Below are 21,927 nucleotides of genomic sequence, written 5' to 3'. Positions count from 1 at the left end.
TCATGTCGGACCACGAGACCCCCAAGAAAGAGCCGAAGGTCGCCGAGAAGCGGCCCGCCCTCTACCTCGCCGAGTACGAGACGCCCAACGACGTGGCCAAGGCCGCGATGAAGGTGCGCGACGCTGGCTACAAGAGCTGGGACTGCCACACGCCGTACCCGCTGCATGGCCTCGATGACGCCATGGGCCTCAAGCCCACCAAGATCGGCATCATCAGCTTCGTCTGCGGCCTGGTCGGGCTCACCTGCGCGGTGCTGCTCATCCAGTACGCGAACAACTGGGACTACCCCATCATCATCGGTGGCAAGCCCCCGGGCTCGTTCCCCTCGATGGTGCCCATCATGTTCGAGTGCACCGTGCTCCTGACGGGCTTCGGCACGCTGTTCGGCATGCTCCACCTGCTCAAGCTGCCGATGCACAACCACCCCATCTTCGAGTCGGACCGCTTCGCCGCGGCCACCGACGACAAGTACTTCATCTCCATCGAGGTGGCGGACCCCAAGTTCGACCTCGCGAAGACCCGCGCGCTGCTCGAGTCGACGCACCCGAGCCACCTCGAGCTCGTCGAGGAGGAAGTCCTGTGAGTCTCCCCATGAACGGTTTGAGCCGTCAGCTTCTGACGTCCGTGCTGGCGCTGGCCGCCCTCACCGGCTGCCGCGGCCAGGTGTCGCAGGACGCGCCCGTGGTCCCCATCCGGAACATGTACAACCAGCCCCGCTACGACACCCAGGAGCACAGCGCGTTCTTCCAGGACGGCCGCACCATGCGCCCCCAGGTCGACGGCACCGTGTCCCGCGAGGACGACCCGAACCTGGGCGTCGCGACCGGGCGCGCCGACGACAACGCCGAGTGGGTGCTCGAGGTGCCCCGGCAGGTCGTGCAGCGCAACGGCGGTGGCGCCGCCTTCGTGGCGCGCGGCCAGGAGCGCTACAACATCTACTGCGCGCCGTGTCACGGCGAGGCGGGCGACGCTCAGGGGCCCGTGGCACACCGCGTCGCAGGGCTGGGCGTCAACTCCATGGTGCCCCCCACCTTCCACGATGACCGCCTCCGCACCATCCCGGACGGCCAGGTCTTCGCCACCATCACCCATGGTATCCGCAACATGCCTGCGTACGCGCAGAGCATCCCCACGGATGACCGCTGGGCCATCGTTACCTACGTGCGTGCCCTCCAGCTCAGCGAGCAGGGCCGCCCGAGCCGTCCGGAGTGAGCGTCGTGGCCACCGAATCCAACCAACAAGACTACCGTCTCCCCGCTGACAGCTTCATCGCCACCACGGCGTGGAAGGTCTCGGCCGCCGTCGCTGCCGTGGGCCTGCTCGGCAGCATCGCGGGCTTCGCCGCGGACTCCAACCGCTTCGGCTACAGCTACCTCTTCGGCTTCTTCGCGGTCGCCACGCTGATGCTCGGCGCCATGTTCATGGTGCTCATCCAGCACATGACCGCCGGGCACTGGGGTGTCACCAGCCGCCGCATCTTCGAGCTGTTCATGATCGGCGCCCCGGTCATCGCGCTGCTCGCCCTCCCCATCATCGCGGGTTCGGGTGCAGGTGCGTTCGACATGTACGACGAGTGGCGTCGGCCGGCATCACCGGGCGCAAACCACGGCGTGCCGGATGGCGGCGGCGAAGAGCCAGGTCACCACGGCGCCCTCACCTTCGGGGCGAGCACGGCGCACGCGCAGGGTCACGGCGAGGCCGCCGCGGGGGAGCATGGTGGGCACGAGGCTCACGCTCACACGCCGCAGGAGCAGGCGCTTCACCACGCCACGCTCGAGAAGAAGCACATCTGGCTGAACGGCCACGCGTGGACGACGCGTTCGATCTTCTACGTGCTCGCGTGGTGCATCATCGCCCTGTTCTACTTCCGTACCTCGACGCGTCAGGATGAGACCAAGGACAAGCTGCTCACCCCGAAGATGCAGAACATGAGCTACCTCAGCAGCTTCGTGTTCGGTCTGACGCTCACGTTCGCCGCGTTCGACTGGGTCATGAGCCTCGAGCCTGCGTGGTACTCCACCATCTTCGGTGTGATCATCTTCGGCGGCTCCGCCATCGGCATGCTGGCGGTGGCCTGCCTCATCGGCATCCACATGCACAAGAACAATCTGGCCGGTGGAGCGGTCAACGGCGAGCACATCAACGACCTCAGCCGCCTGATGTTCGGCTTCATCTGCTTCTGGACCTACGTCCAGTTCTCGCAGTGGATGCTCATCTGGTACGCCGGCATCCCCGAGGAGGCCACTTGGTTCCACCGCCGCTGGCAGGGGGGCTTCGAGTGGGTGACGCTGACGCTCATCTTCGGGCACTTCGTCGCGCCGTTCTTCCTGCTCATCTCGCGCGTCCAGAAGCGCAACCTGGGCTGGCTGTCCAAGATGTGCTTGTGGTTGCTCGCGATGCACCTGCTCGACCTCTACTGGTTCGTCGTGCCGCAGGCGCACACGCCGGCCCAGCTGGATGCGAGCGTGGTGTACGACCTCGCGGCCCTGCTGTTCTGCGGCGGCGTGTTCTTCACCTTCGTGCTGAAGGGCTTCGCGCGCTTCCCGCTCATCCCGGTGGGCGACCCACGGCTGTCTCGCAGCCTTCACCACCACCAGACCTACTGAGGCTTCGCGATGGGTTACGATACAACCGGATCCAACGACAAGGTCATCATCGGCGTCGCCGTCGCGTCCGCGCTCACGCTCGCCGGGCTGATCCCGCTGTTTCACGCCTACTTCAACGCCACGATCGGTGAGCGCCAGGCTCAGGCCATCGAGGAGGGTAGCTACCCTCGCTGGGTGGTCGAGGAGTCGGGGCGCACCCGCACCATCAGCGCCGAAGATGCCCGCGACTACAGCGGCGAGGGGCGCGTGCGTCGCGCCACGGTGGCCGAGGTCGAGCGTCTCGAGGCACGTCAGCGCTTGAACGAGGGGCGCCTGCCCATCGAGCAGGCGATGAGCCAGGTCGCCAACGGGCAACGCGGAACGCTGCGTCCATCCCAAAACGACACGCTGGACGCCGTCCAGGGCTGGAACGCCATGGAGAACACCGAGGGCGTTGCCTCCGCTCAGCGCGCCGTCGAAGAGCGCGCCGCTCGCCGCGCCGAGGCCGAGGCCGCCGCTGCCGCTGCTGCTGCGGAGGCCGCCGCTGCCGCCGCGGAGGCCGAAGCGACTCCCCCCCGCCGCCCCCGTCCCACCCCTCGCTGAGCTCACCACTACACCGTCGGTCATGCGTCTTTCCCCCTCCATCGTCAGCACCGTCCGCGCCGTGGCCATCGCCATGGTTGCGCTGGCGCTCGCGTGGGGGACGGGGCGCGCGGCGGCGCAGGAGTGGCTGCCAAACGAGAACGGCGCTCAGGCCGTCCGCACGGCGCCCGGGATCGAGCGCATCCAAGTCAACGAGCAGCTGGATCAACCCCTGCCGCTGGATCTCGCATTTCGAGACCACACCGGCCGTGAAGTCCACCTGCGCGACTACTTCAGCGCCGGAAAGCCGGTGCTGCTGACCTTCGCCTACCACACGTGTCCGACCTTGTGCTCCATGGTCCTCGACGCCACAGCGCGCGGCATCGAGCGCGCCAACTGGACGCCCGGGGTGGAGTACACGGCGGTCACCATCAGCATCGACCCCGACGACACCGTGGAGCAGGCCGCGCACAAGCGCGCCGAGCTGCTGGCTCGCCTCGCCGAGGTGGGCAAGTCCGAAGCCGAGCACGGCTGGCACTTCCTGGTCGGTGACCAGGAGGCCATCACGGCCGCCACCGAGGCCGCCGGGTACCGCTACTTCTACAACGCCAACCAGGACCAGTACGCCCACCCCGCGGCCATCATGTTCCTGACGCCCGAGGGGCGCTTCGCGCGCTACCTCTACGGGCTCGAGTTCAACCCCGCGGACTTCCGCTTGGCGCTCCTCGAGGCGTCCGAGGGGCGGTCCATCTCCACCACCGAGCACTTCCTGCTCTACTGCTACGCCTACGACGCGGCCGCCAACACGTACACGGTGATGGCCATGAACGTCATGAAGCTCGGCGGTCTGATCACGGTGTTGGTGCTCGGTGGCTTCCTCACCTTCTTCTGGCGGCGCGAGCGCCGTCGTAGTCCCTCCGAGTCGGCACGGCCTGCGGAAGAGAACAAGTCCGCCGTCCGCGTCCCTCTCGACGCCCAGCCCAACCAGGTGCGAACGTCATGAACCCTCAGGCGAGCGAACAACTACCGCCGCAGATGTCGACCCTCGCTCCGTCGGTCGACTCTCTCTTCTACTTCATCTACTACGTCAGCCTGATCTCGTTCGTGCTGATCGTCGGGACGATGGTCGTCTACGTCATCAAGTACCGGCGCAAGCCGGGCGTGAAGGCGCAGCCCACGGGACACAACAACGTCCTCGAGGTGGCTTGGACGGTCGCCCCGGTGTTCCTGCTGGTGTACCTCTTCCACGCGGGCTGGCAGGGCTACGTGTTCGGGGCGGTGGCGCCCTCGAACTCCCTCGAGATCCACGTGACGGGCAAGCAGTGGACGTGGGACTTCACGCACATGCCGAGCGGCGCGCAGGAGTCCAACTCGCTGACGGTGCCGGTGAACGAGCCCGTCCGCTTGACCATGTCCTCCGCCGACGTGCTGCACAGCTTCTTCGTGCCGGCCTTCCGCGTGAAGCGCGACGTTGTGCCCGGCATGTTCACCACGCTTTGGTTCGAGGCGACCCACACGACCGCCGAGGAAGAGCCGCTGACCGTTTTCTGCGCCGAGTACTGCGGCGCGACCGCAGGCATCACGGCCGAGAACAGCGTGGCGCTGAACACGAACCACAGCTCCATGTTGGCAAGCCTGCACGTCGTGACCCGTGAGGCGTACGACGAGCACGTCGCGGCCTTGGACGGCCCGCCCGAGGAGTGCCGCAACGAGGCCGACCCGATGGCCTGCTGGGGCCAGCTGCTGTCCCGCGAGATGGGCTGCATGGGCTGCCACAACACCGACGGCTCGCAGGGCATTGCGCCCACCTGGCGCGGCCTGTGGGGCAACAGCCGCACCTTCACGGACGGCAGCACCCGCGAGGCCGACGAGAACTACATCATCCAGTCGATGCTGCAGCCACAGTCGCAGATCGTCCAGGGCTTCACCACCGCCAACATGCCGGTCTACGCCCCCACCGAGAACCGCAAGCTGGCCATCGTCGCCTACATCCGCTCTCTCGCCACGGAGGGTCAGTGAACCATGACTACTGAAGCAACCACCGCCCCGGCACACGGCGCCCCCGCGCACGGCGACGACCTCCCGAACTACCTGACGCACGAGCGCGGCATCAAGAGCTGGATGACCACGCTCGACCACAAGCGCATCGGCATGATGTACCTCGCGTCCATCTTGGCGGCGTTCTTCCTGGGCGGCGTCATGGCGCTCCTGGTGCGCACCGAGCTGCTGTTCGCGGGCCGCACCATCATGAACGCGGACACCTACAACCAGGTGTTCACGCTGCACGGCGCCATCATGGTGTTCTTGTTCATCATCCCGTCCGTGCCGGGTGCCCTGGGCAACTTCTTCCTGCCCATCATGCTCGGCGCGAAGGACGTCGCGTTCCCGCGGCTCAACCTCGCCAGCTTCTACATCTACTGCTTCGGCGCCATCTTCCTCGTCATCGGCATCATCGTCGGGCACGTGGACACGGGCTGGACGTTCTACACGCCGTACAGCGCCCGCGCGGACAACTCGGTCATCTGGATGACCATGGGTGTCTTCATCCTCGGGTTCTCGTCCATCCTCACCGGCGTCAACTTCATCGCGACCGTGCACACGATGCGGGCCCCCGGCATCAACTGGCGCCGCCTGCCTCTGTTCATCTGGGGCATCTACGCCACCTCGGTCATCCAGGTGCTCGCGACCCCCGTGCTCGCCATCACGCTGTTGCTCCTCACCATGGAGAAGGCGCTCGGCATCGCGGTGTTCGATCCCGCCATCGGCGGTGACCCGGTGCTCTTCCAGCACTTCTTCTGGTTCTACTCGCACCCGGCCGTGTACATCATGATCCTCCCGGGCATGGCCGTCGTGAACGAGCTGATCGGCACGTTCAGCCGCCGCAAGATCTTCGGCTACATGTTCGTGGCCATGAGCTCGGTGGCCCTCGCCCTCCTCGGCTTCCTCGTGTGGGGCCACCACATGTTCACGTCGGGCATGAGCGAGTACTCCACCATGGTGTTCTCGGCGCTCACGTTCCTCGTGGCCATCCCGTCGGGCGTGAAGGTCTTCAACTGGGTCGCCACGCTCTACCAGGGCAGCATCTCGCTGGCGTCGCCCATGCTGTACGCCCTCGGCTTCATCGCCCTGTTCACCATCGGCGGCGTCACCGGGCTGTTCCTCGGCACGCTGTCCACGGACATCCACCTGCACGACACCTACTTCGTCGTCGCGCACTTCCACTACGTCATGGTGGGCGGCACCGTGTTCGGCTTCCTCGGCGGCCTGCACTACTGGTGGCCGAAGATGACCGGCAAGATGTACGACGAGAACTGGGCGCGCGTGGCCTGGCTGCTGGTGTTCACCGGCTTCAACGTCACCTTCTTCAGCCAGTTCGTGCTCGGCAGCCAGGGCATGCCGCGTCGCTACTACGACTACCTGCCGCGCTTCCACAACCTGCACATGACCAGCTCGGGTGGCGCCTACATCCTCGGTGTCGGCTTCCTCATCATGGCCGTCATGTTCATCAAGTCGCTGCGCAGCGGCGCGAAGGCCTCCGAGAACCCTTGGGGCTCGGCCGGCTACGAGTGGCTCACCACGACCCCGCCGCACCCGCACAACTTCGACGAGCAGCCCGTCATCACCCGCGGGCCCTACGACTACCACATCTGCACCGACCTCGAGCTGTTCGAGGGGCACCACAAGGACTTCGTCGCCTCCGGCTCGGAAGCTGAGTGAGTAAGACCATGGCAACCGACACACACGCCGCTCACGCGCACGACGACCATGGCCACCACGGCCCGGCGTATCTCGCGCACCACTTCGACACGCCGGTCCAGCAGTTCGACGCTGCCAAGCTGGGCGTCTGGGCCTTCCTCGCCCAGGAGATCCTGTTCTTCAGCGGTCTCTTCGTGGCCTACGCCCTGTACCGTACGGCGCACCCCGAGGCCTTCTCGGTGGGCTCTCACCTCCTCGATGCCAGGATGGGTGGCCTGAACACGTTCGTGCTGCTCATCTCGAGCTTCACGGCCGCCATGGCGGTGCGCTACGCGCAGGTGGGCGAGCAGAAGAAGGTGACCCAGATGCTGGTCATCACCATCCTCTGTGCCCTCGGCTTCATGGTGGTGAAGTACTTCGAGTACACGCACAAGTTCCACGTCGGCTTCCTGCCCGGCAAGTATTGGCTGTGCCCGAACTTCAACCTCAACGCCGCTGGCGTGTGCGCCGAGCCTCCGAGCGTGCACGGCATCGAGGAGCTCAGCCACGCCGTGCTGGGCGCGCACAACGCGGGCGCTGGCGCCGTCGTGGACGGGGCGGCGATGACGTACCCGTACCACCTGCGCAGCTTCTTCGGCATCTACTTCGTCATGACGGGCGTGCACGGTCTGCACGTGCTCATCGGCATCGGCATCATGGTGTGGATCATCCTGCGCAACGAGCGCGGCGAGTTCTCCAAGGACTTCTTCACGCCGGTCGACCTGGTCGCGCTGTACTGGCACTTGGTGGACCTCATCTGGATCTACCTCTTCCCGCTCCTCTACCTCATCGACTGAGACGCAATCCATGAGCAACGAACACACCCACGATGAGCACGCCGGGCACGAGGACTACGGCGACCCGTGCGGCGACGGCTACTACGTCCACGCACACATCACCCCGGTCAAGACGAACCTGATCGTCATCGGCGCGCTCTTCGCGCTGACCGGTATCACCATCGCGGCCTACTACGTGCGCCTCGGTGAGTGGAACCTCGCCGTCGCCCTCTTGATCGCGTCTGTGAAGGCGACGCTGGTCGGGACGTGGTTCATGCACCTCAAGTACGAGAAGGCGTTCAACACGTCGTTCTTCTTGGGCTCGGTGCTCTTCATGGCCATCTTCTTCGGCTACACGTCGAACGACACGGGCCATCGAGGCCGGGTCGACGGGATCCATGGCACCCAGCGCGACGCTCGCACCGGCGAGTTCGCGGCGGGCATCGCGACCGGGTACGACAACGGTGAGTTCGTGGCCATGCCAGCGCTGCCGGAGGGTCATGGCGAGCATGGCGAAGGTCACGCCGCTGCCGAGGGCGACCACGGGGCGGCCGAGGGTGACCACGCTGCGGCCGAGGGCGACCACGCCGCAGCAGAGCCCGAAGCGGCTGCCCACGAACCCAGCCACGCGGAGCCCGCGGCGCAAGAGGAGCCGGATGTCGCTGACCCCGAGGACGCCCAGGACGGCGAGGACGGCGAGGACGCGCATGCCGCCGAGGGCGCCGAGGAGGCGGCCGCTGAATAGGCCGCCCCAGCATGGCTGGACACGAACGCAGCAGCCCCCATGGCTGCTGTTTTCGTTTGTGCTGTGCCTCGTCAGCGTGGCCGCTGGCTGTGAAGGGTGCTTGAAGAGACCCCCAGCGGAGCATGTCGAGCGCCTGCCATACCCCACCTGCCCTGGGATGTCCGAGCTTCCGGCAGGCGAGGTCCTGGCGTCGGGTCATCTCCGGTCCGGCCCCGAGATGCGTGACCAGGCCGTGGTGGAGCACTGGGAGCTGCGCAGGCGCGCCTGCCTGCACGTCATGACCATTCGGCAGGAGTGGCCGATGGGCATCAGCGATGTCGAGGTGGTGTTCGACGAGCAGTTCCGGCCTCTGCGCGCCTGGAAGCGCATGAGCATGCCGCGCCCGCCCGCAGGGCGCCGCGCCCCCACGCCGGACACCCGGCTGTACGAGCTGCGCACGACACCCCCCACGATGACCCGGCAGTCCGAGGACGGTCACGAGTACTTCACCTTCCGCGCCGAGACGCCGGTGGCCGTCGTTGGGCCGGGCAGGGCGCTGATCGGCGCGTGGATTCGCCAGCATCTGGACCTGGGCGCGGGCGAGACGGTGCGCGGCCCCGTGCTGGACTTCCGGCGTCCGGCCGAGCGCATCGAGACGGTCGCGCTCCGGCGTGAGGACGACGCGGTCATGCCCGACGTCGCTGGGCCCGAGGGACGGGTGCGCGTCTACACGGTGTTCGGCCGCGAATCGGTGTTCACGGACGACGAGGGCAATGTCCTCGGCGACCTAGCCGGGCTGCGGCCGGACGCGTTGCTCGACACGCCAGCTCCGCCTGCGCTCGAGAGCGACGAGCCGCCCGACCCCGTGGGGACTCCTCCTCCCTGAGCCTCGGAAGGTGTCTGGTCCCAAGCGGCACCGCGGCACTCACGAGGCCCTCACGGCCGGCGGCGCCTGCTGAGGTCACTCGGCCGGCGACGTGCTCGCTCGTGCCGCCTTCTTCGGGTAGATGGGCTCCCAGACGGGCTGCCTGTCGTCCCCATGCAGGCCTCGTTCCGCCTCGCGCTCGGACACGAACTTGCCGCACTGCCGCGCCAAGACTGCCAGCAGCATGCCTGCGACGACGTCCACGAACCAGTGCCAGCGCAGGAACATCGTGGCGACGATGATGTTCGCGGAGAAGAACGCGAGCACGAACCAGACATAGCGATACGGGTTGGTGTGGCGCCAGCCGAACGCGTGGAGCGCGAAGAACATGGGGTACGCCGTGTGGAGCGAGGGGAAGATGTCCAGCTGCGCGCCCGCGTTGGCGACCGTGACCTCGACCTGGTGCCACCAGAAGCCACCATTCAGCGGCTCGAAGTCGAGCGTCGCCACGGGGCCCTTGCCGGGGACCAGCGTGTACACGAAGTGACCCATCGTGGCTACCACCAAGCCGCCCACCATCATCTCGATCTGCCGCTTGCCCTTGTCCAGGAAGAGCGGCGGGATGAGGCACAGGATCATCAGCGCGAAGTAGCTGTAGTAGAAGAAGGACACCCACTCCACGATGTGCAGCTGGTTGAACTGCTGAAACCAGAGCGCGGGCGTGGTGCCGAAGAGGCTGCGGTCGAGGGAGTAGAGGTGCCGGTCCACGAGCGCTGGCTGCAGGGCTGGCAACAGAAAGCGCATCTGGAAGTACGAGAGCACCACCGGCGCGAAGATGCCCACCCGATACAGGATGGAGCGCGCCGGCCCCGGGCGGAGGACCTCCCCGCGCGCGATGAGGAGCGCCGACGCCGTGGCCGACAAGAGGGCCACGCCGTAGCGGATGGCCATGTCGCGCTCGTGGCTGTCAGGCGCGACGGACACGCGCAGGAGCATGTACACGTGGAACGCGAGGGCGGCGAGGTCTTGCAGCGCGCAGTTCTGCAGGGCCGTGCTGGCGGCTTCGCGGACGCTGCGCGGGCTGTAGGCGTCGGGCTGGTGCATGCTGGTTCGGTGTCCCCTCGGACCGTTCCTCCCGAGGTGACCCGTATGCTGGTCCAAAACGGAGGGAAAGGGCAACTCGAAGTTTGTTGTTGCGACTACGTAGTCGCTGGTTTTTGGGTAGCCAAAGCGTTCGGGACGTCATGGCGGCGAAACGCGAAGAGCGCCACGAGGCCCAGCAGTACGGCCCACCACAACGTGGCGAGGCGAATGAGGATGGTGATGGCGCCTGCGCTGCCGCGCGTCATCGTTGCGCCGCCGACCTGCAGCAGGGCGCCGGTCATGCCTGCCTCGGTCAGCCCGACACCGCCAGGGAGCATGGCCAACGCGCCGACGATGGTGGGTGCCGCGTATGAAAAGGCGGCGGCGAGCGGCGTGATGGTGTGGTCGGGGAAGCCGTGCACCAGCGCGAACAACGCCGCGCACTCGAGGCTCCACGAGATCATCGAGAGGACGCTCGTCGTCAGCAGCGCAGCTGGGCGCAACATGGTGCGCAAGCTCTCGAGCGCCTCTCTCGCTGGGGGCACAGCCCGCCGTACGAGCGGGAGACGAGCGCCGAGGCTCAGCGCGAAGTTGCCGACGGGACGGATCCCGACCATCGCCAGCAGGGCGATCACCGTGAGCGCCCCGAGCAGGGCCGCTGCCGTTGCTTCGGGGAAGGCGAGGCTTCCCAGCGCGGCGAGGGTGACGAGCGCGATCAAGTCGGTGATGCGCTCCGCGAGCACGATCGGGGCCGTGCGCGCGAGCGGGACCCCATCGGACTCGAAGAGCAGCATGGACTTGAACACCTCGCCCAGCTTTCCGGGCGTGACGCTCATCACGAACCCAGAAACGAAGACACGTGCGCTCCGCGCGACGGGGATGTGTACGTCCACGGCCCGCAAGTAGTATTGCCAACGCAGGAAGCGAAGCGCGTAGTTGGACGTGGCCAGCACGAGGGCGAGGGCGAAGTACCGGACGTCCAGGCTGACCAGGGCCTGCCGGAGCTGCTGCGCGTCGGCGTAGAAGGCGAGGGCGGCGAGCACCAGGGCGCCCAACACCGTGCCCAGCATCACCTTGCGCACGACCCCGCGCGTGGCGTCTGCGGGAGCCGCACCGCGGTCATGCTCCCTGGACTCCTGTGCTTCGGGGGCGGTCTCGGCGGGGCGCGGCTGCGCGGGGAGCCGGTCCATGTCGGGCTCGTCGGAATGGATCATGCGTCAGCGTCCGCGCGGCGCTCGCCGGACACGGCGCAGAAGGAACACGGCGGCGCCCAGGGCGCCCAACGCTCCGACGGTCCACACCAGCCACGCCTCGACGGGCCAACGCCCCTGGGCGAGTGGCTCGGTGGGGTGGACCTCGACGTAGCGCTCTCCCGTCTCCGGGTCGGTCTGCACCCGCGGCGCTGGCTCCGAGGGCGCGCCCGCCTCGCTGGGCGCTTGCGCCCGAGCGAGGGGGCCCAGCAGCAGCATCACGCTCAACGCGCCCACGAGCTTCCACGCCATCCGCGGGCGCGCGGTGGGGGACGGGGCGAAGCACGCCCCTGCCGGCGCGTCGATTCGCGCCGGCAGGGCGGCAGGGCGAGCGTCGGCAGGACCGGGTGGAGGTGAGGGTCGCACTCGGAGAGCCTGACACGTGGGTCGGGGGGCGAGCCAAACGAAAGCGAGGTCGAGCCCGCCCGTCGTGGTGTGCTGAGAAAATGTCAGCGGTCGTACGGATTGACCCCACGCGAGCTGCGACGATACGGTGCGAGACCCTCATGGACCCGCAGCTCTCCTCGCACGACAGCATCCCCAGCGTCGCCACAGGTCCGGACGACTTCCTTTTCCATCTGTACCGCGGCAGCGAGATGCTGCTGAACGACCGCGTCGTCGAAGCGAAAGGCGAGCTCGAGAAGGCGCTCGGCCTGCAGCCCCAGGACGCCAAGAGTCAGGATCTGTTGGCAGGCGTGTACTTCCGGCTCGGCCTGTACCCGCGCGCGATCGAGATCTGGCAGCAGCTGGTCCGCACCTTCCCCCGAGACCCGACCCTGCGCGTCAACCTCTCGCTTGCGTTGTTCAAGACGGGGCAGGCCGACGATGCCCTGCAGCACGTCCACGAGGCGCTGCGCATCCAACCGGATCACAGCAAGGCCTGGGGCTACATGGGCCTCATCCACTGGCGCCGCGGGCAGCTCGAGGAGGCTCGTGGCGCATTCCTGCGTGGCGGCCAGGCCGCCATGGCTCGGCGCATGGAGCAAGAGCTCGAAGGCCGCGGGACGGGCGAGACGCGCGCCGTCACACCGCGTCCCGAGGACGAGGCGGAGCTCGTGGGCAGCCTCCGGAGCGATGTCGCGCCTTCCGACCTGGACGCCATCGCTGCGCAGCGACGCGAGCAGGCCGCGCAGTCCTCGACGACGCCCGTCGCCGCGACGTTTCAGCCGCCGACCCTCGCCGAGATCGTGCGCGATTGGACGGCGACGTTTCCGACACAGAGCGCCCTGGCCTTGGGCACCCAGGGCGAGCTGCTGCTACACGCCGAGACGGCGCTGTACGTGCGCGAGGTCGGCCTCACGGCGGTCCGCGGGGCACTCGAGTCCGAGCCAGTCGCACGGAGGGCACAGGGCGCCGATACCGAAGAGACACTCGGCGGCGAGCGGCCCATTCGCCGCTGGCGTGGGCCGGTGAGCGCAGTCGCTCATCCACAGGACGGGGAGCGCTTCATCGTGCTCGCGCTGGACGAGGCGCCGCTGTACGTCCGCGAGGGGGTGGTGGTGGCGTTCGAGCATCAGCTGTCGTTCGAGAGCGCGACCTTGCCCCTCGGCGCCGCGAGCGGCGCGTTCACACAGCTGCGCGGGAATGGGCGCGTCGCGTTGTTGCTCTCGTCGTTGCCGACGGGCGTCGCGGTCAGCGACGAGGCCGTGCGGCTCGCGCCGGAGCGCCTCGTCGGTTGGACCGGGCGGCTGTTCCCGAGCGCCGACGGCGAGCGCCTGGTGTTCCGTGGCGAAGGCGTGGTGCTGGTCCGCTGACCTCGGAGGCGGGCGCCGCCGCGCCACGCCGCGGGCCCGCCGCCGCTCGGAAGCCGGCGTCCGAGGAGATTCGCCAACCCGTGGGCGGGCTGCTAGGGTCGCCAACCACGAGTCCGAGCACGATGGCCAACGATACGCGCGCGCAGAAGACCAAGGTTCGGAGCAGCATCCGCCAGGACGCCATCAACCTCCCAAACCTGCTGACCATGGCGCGCGTCGTGATGATCCCGGTCGTGCTCTGGCTGATCGCCGACGGCACGCCCAGCGCCTGCTTCTGGGCCGCGATGGTGTACATGGTGACGGCCATCACCGACGCGCTCGACGGCTGGCTGGCGCGGCGCATGGGGCTCATCAGCATTCTCGGGAAGTTCCTGGACCCGCTCGCCGACAAGCTGCTCGTCATGGCCTCACTGGTGTGGCTCTGCTACCTCGGGCGGCTGCCGCTGCCCGGGGTCATCGCGGTCATCATCATGGAGGGCCGCGAGCTGGGCGTCACCGCGCTGCGCACCATCGCGCTCAGCGAGGGCGTGGTCATGGCGGCGGGGCAGGGCGGCAAGGAGAAGACGGCGCTCCAGATGGTCGCCATCTTGCTGCTGATCGTCTACCACCCCTACGACATCGACTTCGGCTTCACGCAGATGCGCGTGGACATGAGCCAGGTGGGCTTGGCCATGCTGTACCTCAGCCTTTTCTTCGCCATCACCAGCGCGGGCGAGTACATCTCCTTGTTCGTTGGCGCGGTCGAGGCCAAGGAGCAGCGCCTGGCCGAGCACGACGCCGAGCCAGACGCATAGGCCCGCCGTCCGCTACAGGGCGAGCTGCGCGGCGTGGAAGCGGTCCTCGGGGAGCCCGCTCCAGCTCTCCACGTCTTGCGGGCCGGCCGCCTTGGTCACCTCGACCACGAAGCCTGTCAGATGCGCCATCCCGGAGACGCGCTCCAGTTGGTCGGCGCCATCGGCCGCGAGCACGTTGACGTTCACGCCGCGCGTGCGGCTCGCCACGGACATGCCCTTGGCGTGCTGGTGACCCCAGCCGTGGGGCAGCGCGCACACGCCCGGGAGCAGCTCCGACAGGAGCTGCAGCGGGACCCGCACGGCGGCGGTCTTCGTCCTCACGTCCACCATGTCACCCGCCTCCAAGCCGCGCGCAGCCGCGTCGTCCGGGTGCATGTACAGGTAGTTGGTGCCGCCCTCCACGAAGTCCTCGATGTTGTGAGTCCAGCTGTTGTGGGTGGTGATGGCGCGCTTGGTGATGAGCTTGAGCTCATGGCGCTGCGCGTGCTCACGTTCGAACGTGGCCGACAGCTTCTTCGCCTCGGTGATGAGTGAGGGAGGCGCGAGGTCCATGCGGCCGTCCTCGTGGATGACCCGCTTGCCCAGGAACGAGCCGGGGCGGTGCTCCGGCCGCTCTTGGCCGTGCGTCTTCGCGAGGAGGGCCTCGAAGCTGCCCTCGCGGCTGGCGCGCAGCAGTAGGTCCAGGATGCGCTCCTGCGGGATGGCGGGCTGGAGCTCCGGGTGCTTGCGTTGCTGACGACGGATGCTCGCCTCCAGCAGCATCTGGAGCGGCTTGCCGCGGAACAGGCTGATCCCGCACGCCTGCGCGAGCTGCGTGTAGATGGTGGCCTCGTCGCGCTGCTCGCCCTCGGGCGGCAACACCGCGCTTGTGGCTTGCAGGTAGGGCCGGGACTGCATGCCGAGCAGCAGTGGGAAGATGAAGGGCAGGTCCGGACGCTGCAGCGGCGAGGTGCAGGGCAGCACGTAGTTGGCGAGGTGCGCCGTCTCGCTCATCTGGATGTCCAGGCACACCAGCAGCTCGAGCTTGGTGAAGGCGTCGCGCAGGCGGTTGGCGTTGCTCATGGTGATGAGCGGGTTGCCCCCCGTGACGAACAGCGCGCGCACCTGCCGGTCGCCGGGCGTGAGGATTTCGTCCGCCAGCACACCGCCAGGGAGCGCGTCGTTCACGGCCTCGAACTCCCCGACGCGGCCCTTGTGACCGCTCAGGAACATGCGCGTGCGCTTGCCGAAGGCCGCGAAGTCGAAGACCCCCTCGCCCACGAGCGTGCCGCCGCGCCGGTCGAGGTTGCCGCTGATGGCGTTGATGGCCTCTTGCAGCCAGAAGGCCAGCGAGCCGTGCGTCCCCATGTTGACGCCCGTGGAGCAGTAGAGCGCGGCGCCCTTCGCCGTGCGGTAGGCCGTGACCATCTCGCGCAGCTTGGCGGCGGGCACGTGCGTGACGGTCTCCGTGCGCTCGGGCGTCCAGCCGTCCGCGATGGCCACCAGCTTATCGAAGCGCTTCGTGAAGCGCTCGACGCGCTCGCGGTCGACCCCGCCCTGGGCGAGCAGCTCGTTGAGGAACGAGAGGTAGAAGAACACGTCCGTGTTGGGCCGGATGCCCACGTACTCGCCCGCCACGCGCGCGGTCTCCGTGCGACGCGGGTCCACCACGTAGAGCTTCGCCCCCCGCTCCTCCATGGCGCGCAGGCGCTTGATGGGGTTGCTCACCTGGAGGAACGACCACTTGGAGATGGCGGGGTTGGCGCCCACGATGATGAGGCACTCGGTGCGGTCGATGTCCGGGAAGCTGAGGCTGAAGGGGAACCCGTAGAGCTGCTTGCTGACCGCGAACTTGTTGGCGCAGTCCTGCGTCGCGGACGCGTACATGCTGCCCGAGCCGAGCCCCTGCATGAAGCCCGCCGCGAACACCGGGTGCAGCACGCCGAAGCCGGCCGCGGTGCCGACGTACATGGCGATGCTGTCCGGGTGGATGCCGCGCAGCTGCTGCACCTTCGCGCCGATCTCGGACAACGCCTGCTCCCACGAGATGCGCTCGAAGCGCCCGCCCACGCGCTTGAGCGGGTACTTCAAGCGGTCGGGCGAGTCGTACATCTTGTGTTGCTTCAGCCCTTTGACACAGCCGTATCCGTCGGTGGCGACGTGCTGCTTGTCGGGGCGAATCTGCACGACGCGGCCGGCGTCGGTGGTGACCTCGAGGCCGCAGAGGGACTCGCAGATGCGGCAGAAGGTGTGGTGGGTCTCGGTCATGGGGGGATGTCCGTGGTGACGAGCTGGCGGGACGCCGCGCGTTGTGTGCGTCCGAAGGCTCTAGTGGGCCAGCGAGCGGATGCCCGCCTTGTGAACCTTACCAGGCAACTCGCGGCCCACGATGCCTTCTGCGACCTGGCCGGCGCGCCAGATCTTCTCGAGGTCGAGGCCCGTGTCGATGCCCATCCCCGCGAGCGTGTAGGCGAGGTCCTCCGTGGCGAGGTTGCCGGCCGCGCCTGGCGCATACGGACAGCCGCCGAGCCCGCCGACGGACGAGTCGTACGTGGTGATGCCCATCTCGAGCCCCACCAGCACGTTGGCGAGCGCGGTGCCCCGCGTGTCGTGCAGGTGCAGCGCGATCTTCTCGGCGGGGATCTCTTTCAGAAAGACCTCGAGGATGCGGCGCGTCTGCAGGGGCGTACCGACCCCGATGGTGTCGCCGAGGGACACCTGGTAGCACCCCCGCGAGAGCAGCTCGTGCGCGATGCGGAGGGCGGCGTGCGGGTCTACGGAGCCCTCGTACGGGCAGCCCCACACGGTGGAGACGTAGCCGCGCACCTGCATCCCGGCGCGCAGCGCAGGGCTGATGACGTCTTCGAACGCCGTCAGCGTGGCGGCCACGCTCTTGTTCACGTTCTTGCGGTTGTGCGTCTCGCTGGCGCTCAGGAACACGGCCGCTTCGTCGATGCCGCCGGCCAGAGCGCGGTCGAGGCCGCGCGCGTTGGGGACCAGGGCCGAGAAGCAGACCCCCTCGGGCTTCTCCACCATCCGGCACACTTGGTCCGCGTCGGACATCTGCGGCACCCACTTGGCCGACACGAAGCTGGTGACCTCGATGCGCCGGAGGCCCGCCTCGATGAGGGACTCGATCAGGCGCACCTTGGCGTGGGTGGCCACCTGCGCGCTCTCGTTCTGGAGCCCGTCGCGCGGGGACACTTCGTAGATGGAGACGGCGGCGGGGAGGGCGTCGAAGATGGCCATGACGCCAATGTCGCGTCATTTCGTTCATTCCGCAAAGCGTCGTGTGCTAGATAAGCCCCCCATGGGACCCCTCGCCGCCTTCCTCCTCGCCACGCCCGTCTTCGGTTTCTCGCTTCAGCTGGACCCTAGCTACCTCGCTCATGCCCAGAGCGCGCCGCTCGCGGTGCAGGCTGCGGACGTGGACCTGGCCCTCACCGGGGACGTGCTCGCCGACACGGATGACGCGGCGCCCCAGAGCAGCATGGCGGACGAGATCGCCCGGCGTCGGCGCATCGGACGGGTGCACCGCGCCATGGGCATCGCCACCTGGGCCGGCATGACCGCGGCCACGGCGTTCGGCATCATCCAGTTCCGCAACCTCTACGGGCACTGGTCGTCGCTGGAGGACACGCCGTGCGTGCGGGGGGATGCGACCTTCGGACAAGGCGCTTGCACCGGCCTCCCTGCACCTCACCTGGCCACGGTCATCCTGACGTCGGCGCTGTACTACACGACCTTCGGGCTCAGCTACGCGATGCCCGACCCGCTCCATGTGGACCAGGGCGATGGGCAGTACGCACGGCGCCTGCGGACGCACAAGCGCCTGCGCTGGATCCACTTCGCGGGAATGGCCGCGCAGATCCTCCTCGGCATGGTCGCCGCCAACTCGGAGGCCTTCGGGCTCAACCGCGCGGACGACTACCGCGCGCTGCAGGCCCTCAGCACCATCCACCTCGCCATCGGCCTCACCACGTGGGGAACGCTCACCTACGCCGGCGCGCTGATGGTACGCTGACCGGCACCATGCCCAAGCGTCCCAGCAACCTCGACGAATTCTGGCCCTACTACCTGTCCGAGCACCGCTCGGCCACGTCCCGCAAGCTGCACTTCCTCGGAACGGGCGGCTTCATGGCGGCCATGGGCGTCAGCGCGGCCATGAACCCGGTCAAGTTCCCCCTGGCCATCGCCGCCGCGTTGGCCATCGGGAAGCACGGGCTCGAGGTGGAGCGCGAGGAGCGTCCGCTCAAGCACGTCGCGGCCATGCTGCTGCTGCCCACGTTGGCGGCGCCGCTCACGTTCCCAGCCGGGGTCGTGTTCGCCTACGGCTGCGCGTGGTTCGGGCACTTCAAGGTGGAGGGCAACCGGCCCGCCACGTTCCAGTACCCGCTCATGTCGGCCGCCAGCGACTTCCGCATGTGGGGGCACATGGCGCTCGGCCGCCTGTGGTCCGGCGACCCCCTCGAGGAGCTGAACCTCGAGGAGCCGCTGCTCAACCCGGCAGCGGCCTGAGCTGCGCGGTCTGAGCGGGGCCGTCGGGACGGCGAACCTGGTTGAACGCTTGGGGCGCTCCAAACCGAAGAGGCTGCAGCCGATAGGGGCGCCGGTGATCGAGGCGGCTGTGTCAGAACGGCAGCTTGTCCCGGACTCGGCGCACCTCGGGCTGAGGGGTCTGACTTTGCTTCGTCCGCGAATAGGGGCACCCCGGACTAAAGTGACTAAAGTCCGGGGCAGCGATCTCACGTGATCGCTCGCTCGAAGTCCGCCCCCTGCGGAGGCGGACTGCGTCTCGTGAGCTGCAGTCGGGCGCCCCACCTGACTACCTGACTCGACCGACCTTGACACATGCAGGGGCGCCCTCCACGCTGTCTGGTGCAGGAGGATCCGCCATGAACTGCACCAAGGTTGACGTGAGGTTCAATCACGGAGCACTTGCTGTCATTGCCTTCCTGGTAGGCTGCACGGAGTATCACTCCATCTCGGACGCGGGCCGTACGGATGTGGGCGTAGAGTGCGGCTTCTTGGCGGACGGAGACTGTCCCGACGGATGCTTCGGATTCTCGGGAGTGCGCCTAGACGACGTCCCAACGGAATGTGTCGAGATCGAGCAAGGGAATTATGTTTGGTGCTCCGGATCAAGCCTGGCCTCGTTCGCATTCTCATGCTTCGTACTCCCCTCAGGTGGGGTCATCATGATGGCGGCGATACCCAGCGACTATCCAATGGACGCCGAGTGGTGTGAGCCTAACCCGTTGCTTCTCTGTGGACCCTGAGGATGCTGTCAGGGGCCGGCCAAACTGATCCACGTAGGGACCATGGGGACGGCCAAGGTGAAAGTGTTCGCTGGTTCGGCTGCGGCGCGTAGTGCGTGATCGTATCCCCTGGCCGGTCCCCGTCATGACGGTGAGGGTGGGCACGGGCGAGGGATACATCCCGAACGCGATCACTTTGGCCGCCCCGGGCGATCACATTCGCTGGCCCCGTCGCGATCACATTGGCCGTCCCCGGACACGACCTCGAGGTCCGCTGGCATTGGCGAGAGGGCACGCCCTCGCGGGAACGCCTCACTCGCACGTGGCGGAGTCGGGGGCGGGCACCGCAGGCACGCGGTCGGCCGCGAAGTCTTCGAGGAAGCAGCGGTACTGGTGCTTCGGCCCCTCGGTCTGGAACGCCACCTCGTGGCCGTCCTCGACGCCGTCCTCGGGGTGCTGGGTCACCACCGCCGTGACCGTGTCCGCGCCGACGGTGCGGTTGCCGCTGACCGGGTACGGGCGCGCGCTGCGGCCGACCAGGGGCAGCACGTCCGCGATGCTGGTGAACACCGCGGAGCGCGGGTCGCTGGCTTCGAGCGCCTGGCCGCCCAGCTCGAGCCCCAGAGGCAGGCTGAGGCCGTTCGCGATGGCCGGGAGGATGTAGGTGTCCACGATGCCCTGCATCATCAGGACGTGGCGTGGCTGCGCGCCTGGGGGCGGCTGATCGATCACGCGGTGCGCGTAGGTCTGCGGGTCCGAGCCCTCGCCCGACCACTGCAGGAGCAGCGCCAGCACGGGGTCGAATTGCGTGAGGAGCTGCGACGTGCGCGTGTACCCGACGATGATGCGGGCCAGCGGCAGGATGGGCAGCGGGCGCTGCTTGTAGAGGACGTTCTCGATCCAGCTGCCCCCCGCACCGCTGAGCAGCAGCGCCCGAATGCTGGGCTCGACCGCCACGGCGAGCGGTCCGATGGTGGCGCCCATGCTGTGCCCCATCAGCGCCAGGCGCGACGCGTCGAGCGTGGCGGGCTGGGACGCACCCGGGCAGGCGCTGGTGTCGATGCTCACGTCGCCGACGAGGTTGGCCAACACCACGAGCTCCAGCGCCGACTGACGGATGTTGTCGCGCAGCGCGGGCGGGTTCGTGAAGTTGAAGATGAGCAGCTGCTCGTCGCCGCCGCTCACGTTGCGGATCCCGCCGTGTGGTCCGTCCACCGTGATGCCCGCCACGCCGGCGGCGGCGAACTCCTGCGCGGGGCCCGTGCCCGGCGTGATCACCATGCCGTCGGCGTCACGGATGCCGCGGTCCACCAGCGGCCGGTCCCCGCCGCCGCCCGTGCGCACGAAGATGGAGGTAGGGTAGCCGTCCGTGCCCGCCGCCGCGCGGGGGATGGTCACGAACACGCGCGCCGACTCGCTGTGGTCCAACACGAGGTCGCCGTTCGCGTCGTGCACCCACCCCCCCCCCTGGCCGCGGTAGGGAGGCGTGCCCGCCTGGAACACCGGCATGTCGACGCTGGCCTCGTACACGCAATACGTGTCGAACACCTCGCGAGGCGTGAACGCCGAGAGGGAGGGCAGCGTCTCCGCGAGCACCTGCTCACGGGCGGCGAACAGCTCGCGCGTCGGGTCGCCAGTGCGGAAGGCCGTCAGGCCGACGACGCGCGAGGCGGGGATGCCGGCTCCCCGGACCGCAGCGGCAGCAGCCAGGTAGTCCGCCGCGTGCGCCGCGTCCAGCCCGGCTGGCGTGCGTCCCGCGAAGATGTCGCGCAGCGCCGGGGGGCGCGCGAGCGGGGCGTCCGAGGCGGTGTGCACCTCGTCCAACACGACCGCCACGTACAGGCTGTCCGCCGCCAACGGGATGCCCTGGTACGGCAGCAGCCCGAGCATGAAGGGTGCACCGAACGCCTGCTGGTTGGCCGCGGTGTCGACCGCGGCCACGTGGATGGGGTGGTGCGGCCCGAGCGCGCCGTCGTCCGTGACGCGTGCCAGGAAGACGGAACTCTCGCTGCCCACGCTCTCGTCGACGCTCGGCAAGCTCTCGTCGTCGAGCAGCTCCGTGCTCTCGAAGTAGATGGCGGATGACACGCCGGCGCCTCGGCTGTCGAGCGTGATGAGGTCGAGCATGGCGTCGACGAACTCCGTCCCACGCGGGTTCGGGAAGCCCGAGACGTCCGGCACGCCATACGTGAAGCGGTGTGCACCAGGGAACGGGGCGGCGTAGAAGTCCGCGGCCTCGGCCTCGAAGTCCATCCGCAGGTGAGGGCTGCTGGGGTCGAAGCTCGAGCTGCCGCAGCAGGGGAGCGCCGCGCCGAGCGCGAGCGAGAACAGGAGAGACGAGCGCGCGCCGTGCATGCGTCGATGGTAACCGCGCAACGGATTCGCGTCGTGGGGATTTCACGCTTGAAACCCGAGACGCCGCGCCGGTACCATCGCCAGCCCACGCGGCCTTTCGGGGGTGCGGGGCTTAGGCTTGAAGATCCTTGCGTTTTCGGGGTCCTGTGGTGCACCCCGAGGCGAACCCACGACAGACATACGCTG

20 protein-coding genes are annotated in these 21,927 nt (G+C 68.2%); 14 read left to right on the top strand and 6 right to left on the bottom strand.

The genetic code is table 11. From position 1 onward, the window contains the following. The first annotated feature begins 2 nt into the window (after positions 1-2). From H6726_15910 to H6726_15865, 10 genes are all read left to right on the top strand, one after another. Positions 3-584 carry a DUF3341 domain-containing protein gene (locus H6726_15910; protein ID MCB9659138.1) on the top strand — a complete coding sequence of 194 codons (582 nt, stop codon included), beginning with the start codon at positions 3-5 and terminating at the stop codon, positions 582-584. Between the two features lie 8 nt (positions 585-592). Continuing rightward, the gene (locus H6726_15905) at positions 593-1,213 is read left to right on the top strand and encodes a cytochrome c (GenBank protein MCB9659137.1); all 621 of its coding nucleotides are present in this window, start codon (positions 593-595) and stop codon (positions 1,211-1,213) included. Positions 1,214-1,218: 5 nt separating this feature from the next. Continuing rightward, positions 1,219-2,607 carry a hypothetical protein gene (locus H6726_15900; GenBank protein MCB9659136.1) on the top strand — a complete coding sequence of 463 codons (1,389 nt, stop codon included), beginning with the start codon at positions 1,219-1,221 and terminating at the stop codon, positions 2,605-2,607. A 9-nt stretch (positions 2,608-2,616) separates the two neighbouring features. Further along, positions 2,617-3,189 carry a hypothetical protein gene (locus tag H6726_15895; protein ID MCB9659135.1) on the top strand — a complete coding sequence of 191 codons (573 nt, stop codon included), beginning with the start codon at positions 2,617-2,619 and terminating at the stop codon, positions 3,187-3,189. A gap of 22 nt (positions 3,190-3,211) precedes the next feature. Continuing rightward, a complete protein-coding gene (locus tag H6726_15890; protein ID MCB9659134.1) occupies positions 3,212-4,171 on the top strand; it encodes an SCO family protein in 960 nt (319 codons plus the stop codon). Then, positions 4,168-5,187 (top strand): cytochrome c oxidase subunit II, encoded by a 1,020-nt coding sequence (locus tag H6726_15885; GenBank protein ID MCB9659133.1) that lies wholly within the window; start codon positions 4,168-4,170, stop codon positions 5,185-5,187. Before H6726_15890 ends, H6726_15885 begins: the two co-directional genes overlap by 4 nt. A 3-nt stretch (positions 5,188-5,190) precedes the next feature. Further along, positions 5,191-6,885: a cytochrome c oxidase subunit I gene (ctaD, locus tag H6726_15880; protein MCB9659132.1), complete on the top strand. Its 1,695-nt coding sequence runs from the start codon at positions 5,191-5,193 to the stop codon at positions 6,883-6,885. A gap of 8 nt (positions 6,886-6,893) precedes the next feature. Further along, entirely contained in the window at positions 6,894-7,700 is an 807-nt protein-coding gene (locus H6726_15875; GenBank protein MCB9659131.1) for a cytochrome c oxidase subunit 3 family protein, read from the top strand. A gap of 10 nt (positions 7,701-7,710) precedes the next feature. Then, the gene (locus tag H6726_15870) at positions 7,711-8,424 is read left to right on the top strand and encodes a cytochrome C oxidase subunit IV family protein (GenBank protein ID MCB9659130.1); all 714 of its coding nucleotides are present in this window, start codon (positions 7,711-7,713) and stop codon (positions 8,422-8,424) included. 157 nt (positions 8,425-8,581) lie between these two features. Further along, the gene (locus tag H6726_15865; GenBank protein MCB9659129.1) at positions 8,582-9,289 is read left to right on the top strand and encodes a hypothetical protein; all 708 of its coding nucleotides are present in this window, start codon (positions 8,582-8,584) and stop codon (positions 9,287-9,289) included. 75 nt (positions 9,290-9,364) lie between these two features. Here the strand turns inward: H6726_15865 and H6726_15860 are convergent, their stop codons facing one another. The 3 genes from H6726_15860 to H6726_15850 all read right to left on the bottom strand — a co-directional run bounded on the left by H6726_15860 (position 9,365) and on the right by H6726_15850 (position 11,853). Then, the gene (locus H6726_15860) at positions 9,365-10,372 is read right to left on the bottom strand and encodes a phosphatase PAP2 family protein (GenBank protein MCB9659128.1); all 1,008 of its coding nucleotides are present in this window, start codon (positions 10,370-10,372) and stop codon (positions 9,365-9,367) included. 95 nt (positions 10,373-10,467) lie between these two features. Then, the gene (locus H6726_15855) at positions 10,468-11,565 is read right to left on the bottom strand and encodes a flippase-like domain-containing protein (protein ID MCB9659127.1); all 1,098 of its coding nucleotides are present in this window, start codon (positions 11,563-11,565) and stop codon (positions 10,468-10,470) included. A gap of 3 nt (positions 11,566-11,568) precedes the next feature. Then, positions 11,569-11,853, bottom strand: a complete 285-nt coding sequence (locus tag H6726_15850; protein ID MCB9659126.1) for a hypothetical protein — start codon at positions 11,851-11,853, stop codon at positions 11,569-11,571. Positions 11,854-12,107: 254 nt separating this feature from the next. Between H6726_15850 and H6726_15845 the strand changes: the two genes are divergently transcribed. Beyond that, complete coding sequence (locus H6726_15845; protein MCB9659125.1) at positions 12,108-13,355, top strand: tetratricopeptide repeat protein; 1,248 nt, start codon at positions 12,108-12,110, stop codon at positions 13,353-13,355. Positions 13,356-13,477: 122 nt separating this feature from the next. Beyond that, entirely contained in the window at positions 13,478-14,149 is a 672-nt protein-coding gene (gene pgsA, locus H6726_15840) for a CDP-diacylglycerol--glycerol-3-phosphate 3-phosphatidyltransferase (protein ID MCB9659124.1), read from the top strand. Between the two features lie 12 nt (positions 14,150-14,161). On the opposite strand, the gene H6726_15835 is transcribed toward pgsA, so the two are convergent. Together H6726_15835 and H6726_15830 are read right to left on the bottom strand one after the other, a co-directional pair. After that, entirely contained in the window at positions 14,162-16,396 is a 2,235-nt protein-coding gene (locus H6726_15835; protein ID MCB9659123.1) for a molybdopterin-dependent oxidoreductase, read from the bottom strand. A gap of 60 nt (positions 16,397-16,456) precedes the next feature. Then, positions 16,457-17,377 carry a hydroxymethylglutaryl-CoA lyase gene (locus H6726_15830; GenBank protein ID MCB9659122.1) on the bottom strand — a complete coding sequence of 307 codons (921 nt, stop codon included), beginning with the start codon at positions 17,375-17,377 and terminating at the stop codon, positions 16,457-16,459. A 61-nt stretch (positions 17,378-17,438) separates the two neighbouring features. Here H6726_15830 and H6726_15825 point away from each other — a divergent pair, with 61 nt between their 5' ends. Both H6726_15825 and H6726_15820 read left to right on the top strand, forming a co-directional pair. Then, positions 17,439-18,152 carry a hypothetical protein gene (locus H6726_15825; protein ID MCB9659121.1) on the top strand — a complete coding sequence of 238 codons (714 nt, stop codon included), beginning with the start codon at positions 17,439-17,441 and terminating at the stop codon, positions 18,150-18,152. A gap of 8 nt (positions 18,153-18,160) precedes the next feature. After that, on the top strand, positions 18,161-18,646 hold the full coding sequence (locus H6726_15820) for a DUF962 domain-containing protein (protein MCB9659120.1): 486 nt from the start codon (positions 18,161-18,163) through the stop codon (positions 18,644-18,646). Positions 18,647-19,698: 1,052 nt separating this feature from the next. On the opposite strand, the gene H6726_15815 is transcribed toward H6726_15820, so the two are convergent. Then, entirely contained in the window at positions 19,699-21,741 is a 2,043-nt protein-coding gene (locus H6726_15815) for a hypothetical protein (GenBank protein MCB9659119.1), read from the bottom strand. Between the last annotated feature and the right edge of the window lie 186 nt (positions 21,742-21,927).

This window comes from Sandaracinaceae bacterium (assembly GCA_020633055.1).
Classification (GTDB): domain Bacteria; phylum Myxococcota_A; class Polyangia; order Polyangiales; family Houyiibacteriaceae; genus JADJJE01.
This window is presented reverse-complemented; position numbering and strand designations above follow the sequence as displayed.

Excerpts from the sequence above, each read along its gene's own strand:
- H6726_15910 (MCB9659138.1), top strand. The coding sequence starts at position 3 with ATGTCGGACCACGAGACCCCCAAGAAAGAGCCGAAGGTCGCCGAGAAG.
- H6726_15905 (MCB9659137.1), top strand. The coding sequence starts at position 593 with ATGAACGGTTTGAGCCGTCAGCTTCTGACGTCCGTGCTGGCGCTGGCC.
- H6726_15895 (MCB9659135.1), top strand. The coding sequence starts at position 2,617 with ATGGGTTACGATACAACCGGATCCAACGACAAGGTCATCATCGGCGTC.
- H6726_15890 (MCB9659134.1), top strand. The coding sequence starts at position 3,212 with ATGCGTCTTTCCCCCTCCATCGTCAGCACCGTCCGCGCCGTGGCCATC.
- H6726_15885 (MCB9659133.1), top strand. The coding sequence starts at position 4,168 with ATGAACCCTCAGGCGAGCGAACAACTACCGCCGCAGATGTCGACCCTC.
- ctaD (MCB9659132.1), top strand. The coding sequence starts at position 5,191 with ATGACTACTGAAGCAACCACCGCCCCGGCACACGGCGCCCCCGCGCAC.
- H6726_15875 (MCB9659131.1), top strand. The coding sequence starts at position 6,894 with ATGGCAACCGACACACACGCCGCTCACGCGCACGACGACCATGGCCAC.
- H6726_15870 (MCB9659130.1), top strand. The coding sequence starts at position 7,711 with ATGAGCAACGAACACACCCACGATGAGCACGCCGGGCACGAGGACTAC.
- H6726_15865 (MCB9659129.1), top strand. The coding sequence starts at position 8,582 with ATGTCCGAGCTTCCGGCAGGCGAGGTCCTGGCGTCGGGTCATCTCCGG.
- H6726_15860 (MCB9659128.1), bottom strand. The coding sequence starts at position 10,372 with ATGCACCAGCCCGACGCCTACAGCCCGCGCAGCGTCCGCGAAGCCGCC.
- H6726_15855 (MCB9659127.1), bottom strand. The coding sequence starts at position 11,565 with ATGATCCATTCCGACGAGCCCGACATGGACCGGCTCCCCGCGCAGCCG.
- H6726_15850 (MCB9659126.1), bottom strand. The coding sequence starts at position 11,853 with ATGGCGTGGAAGCTCGTGGGCGCGTTGAGCGTGATGCTGCTGCTGGGC.
- H6726_15845 (MCB9659125.1), top strand. The coding sequence starts at position 12,108 with ATGGACCCGCAGCTCTCCTCGCACGACAGCATCCCCAGCGTCGCCACA.
- pgsA (MCB9659124.1), top strand. The coding sequence starts at position 13,478 with ATGGCCAACGATACGCGCGCGCAGAAGACCAAGGTTCGGAGCAGCATC.
- H6726_15835 (MCB9659123.1), bottom strand. The coding sequence starts at position 16,396 with ATGACCGAGACCCACCACACCTTCTGCCGCATCTGCGAGTCCCTCTGC.
- H6726_15830 (MCB9659122.1), bottom strand. The coding sequence starts at position 17,377 with ATGGCCATCTTCGACGCCCTCCCCGCCGCCGTCTCCATCTACGAAGTG.
- H6726_15825 (MCB9659121.1), top strand. The coding sequence starts at position 17,439 with ATGGGACCCCTCGCCGCCTTCCTCCTCGCCACGCCCGTCTTCGGTTTC.
- H6726_15820 (MCB9659120.1), top strand. The coding sequence starts at position 18,161 with ATGCCCAAGCGTCCCAGCAACCTCGACGAATTCTGGCCCTACTACCTG.
- H6726_15815 (MCB9659119.1), bottom strand. The coding sequence starts at position 21,741 with ATGCACGGCGCGCGCTCGTCTCTCCTGTTCTCGCTCGCGCTCGGCGCG.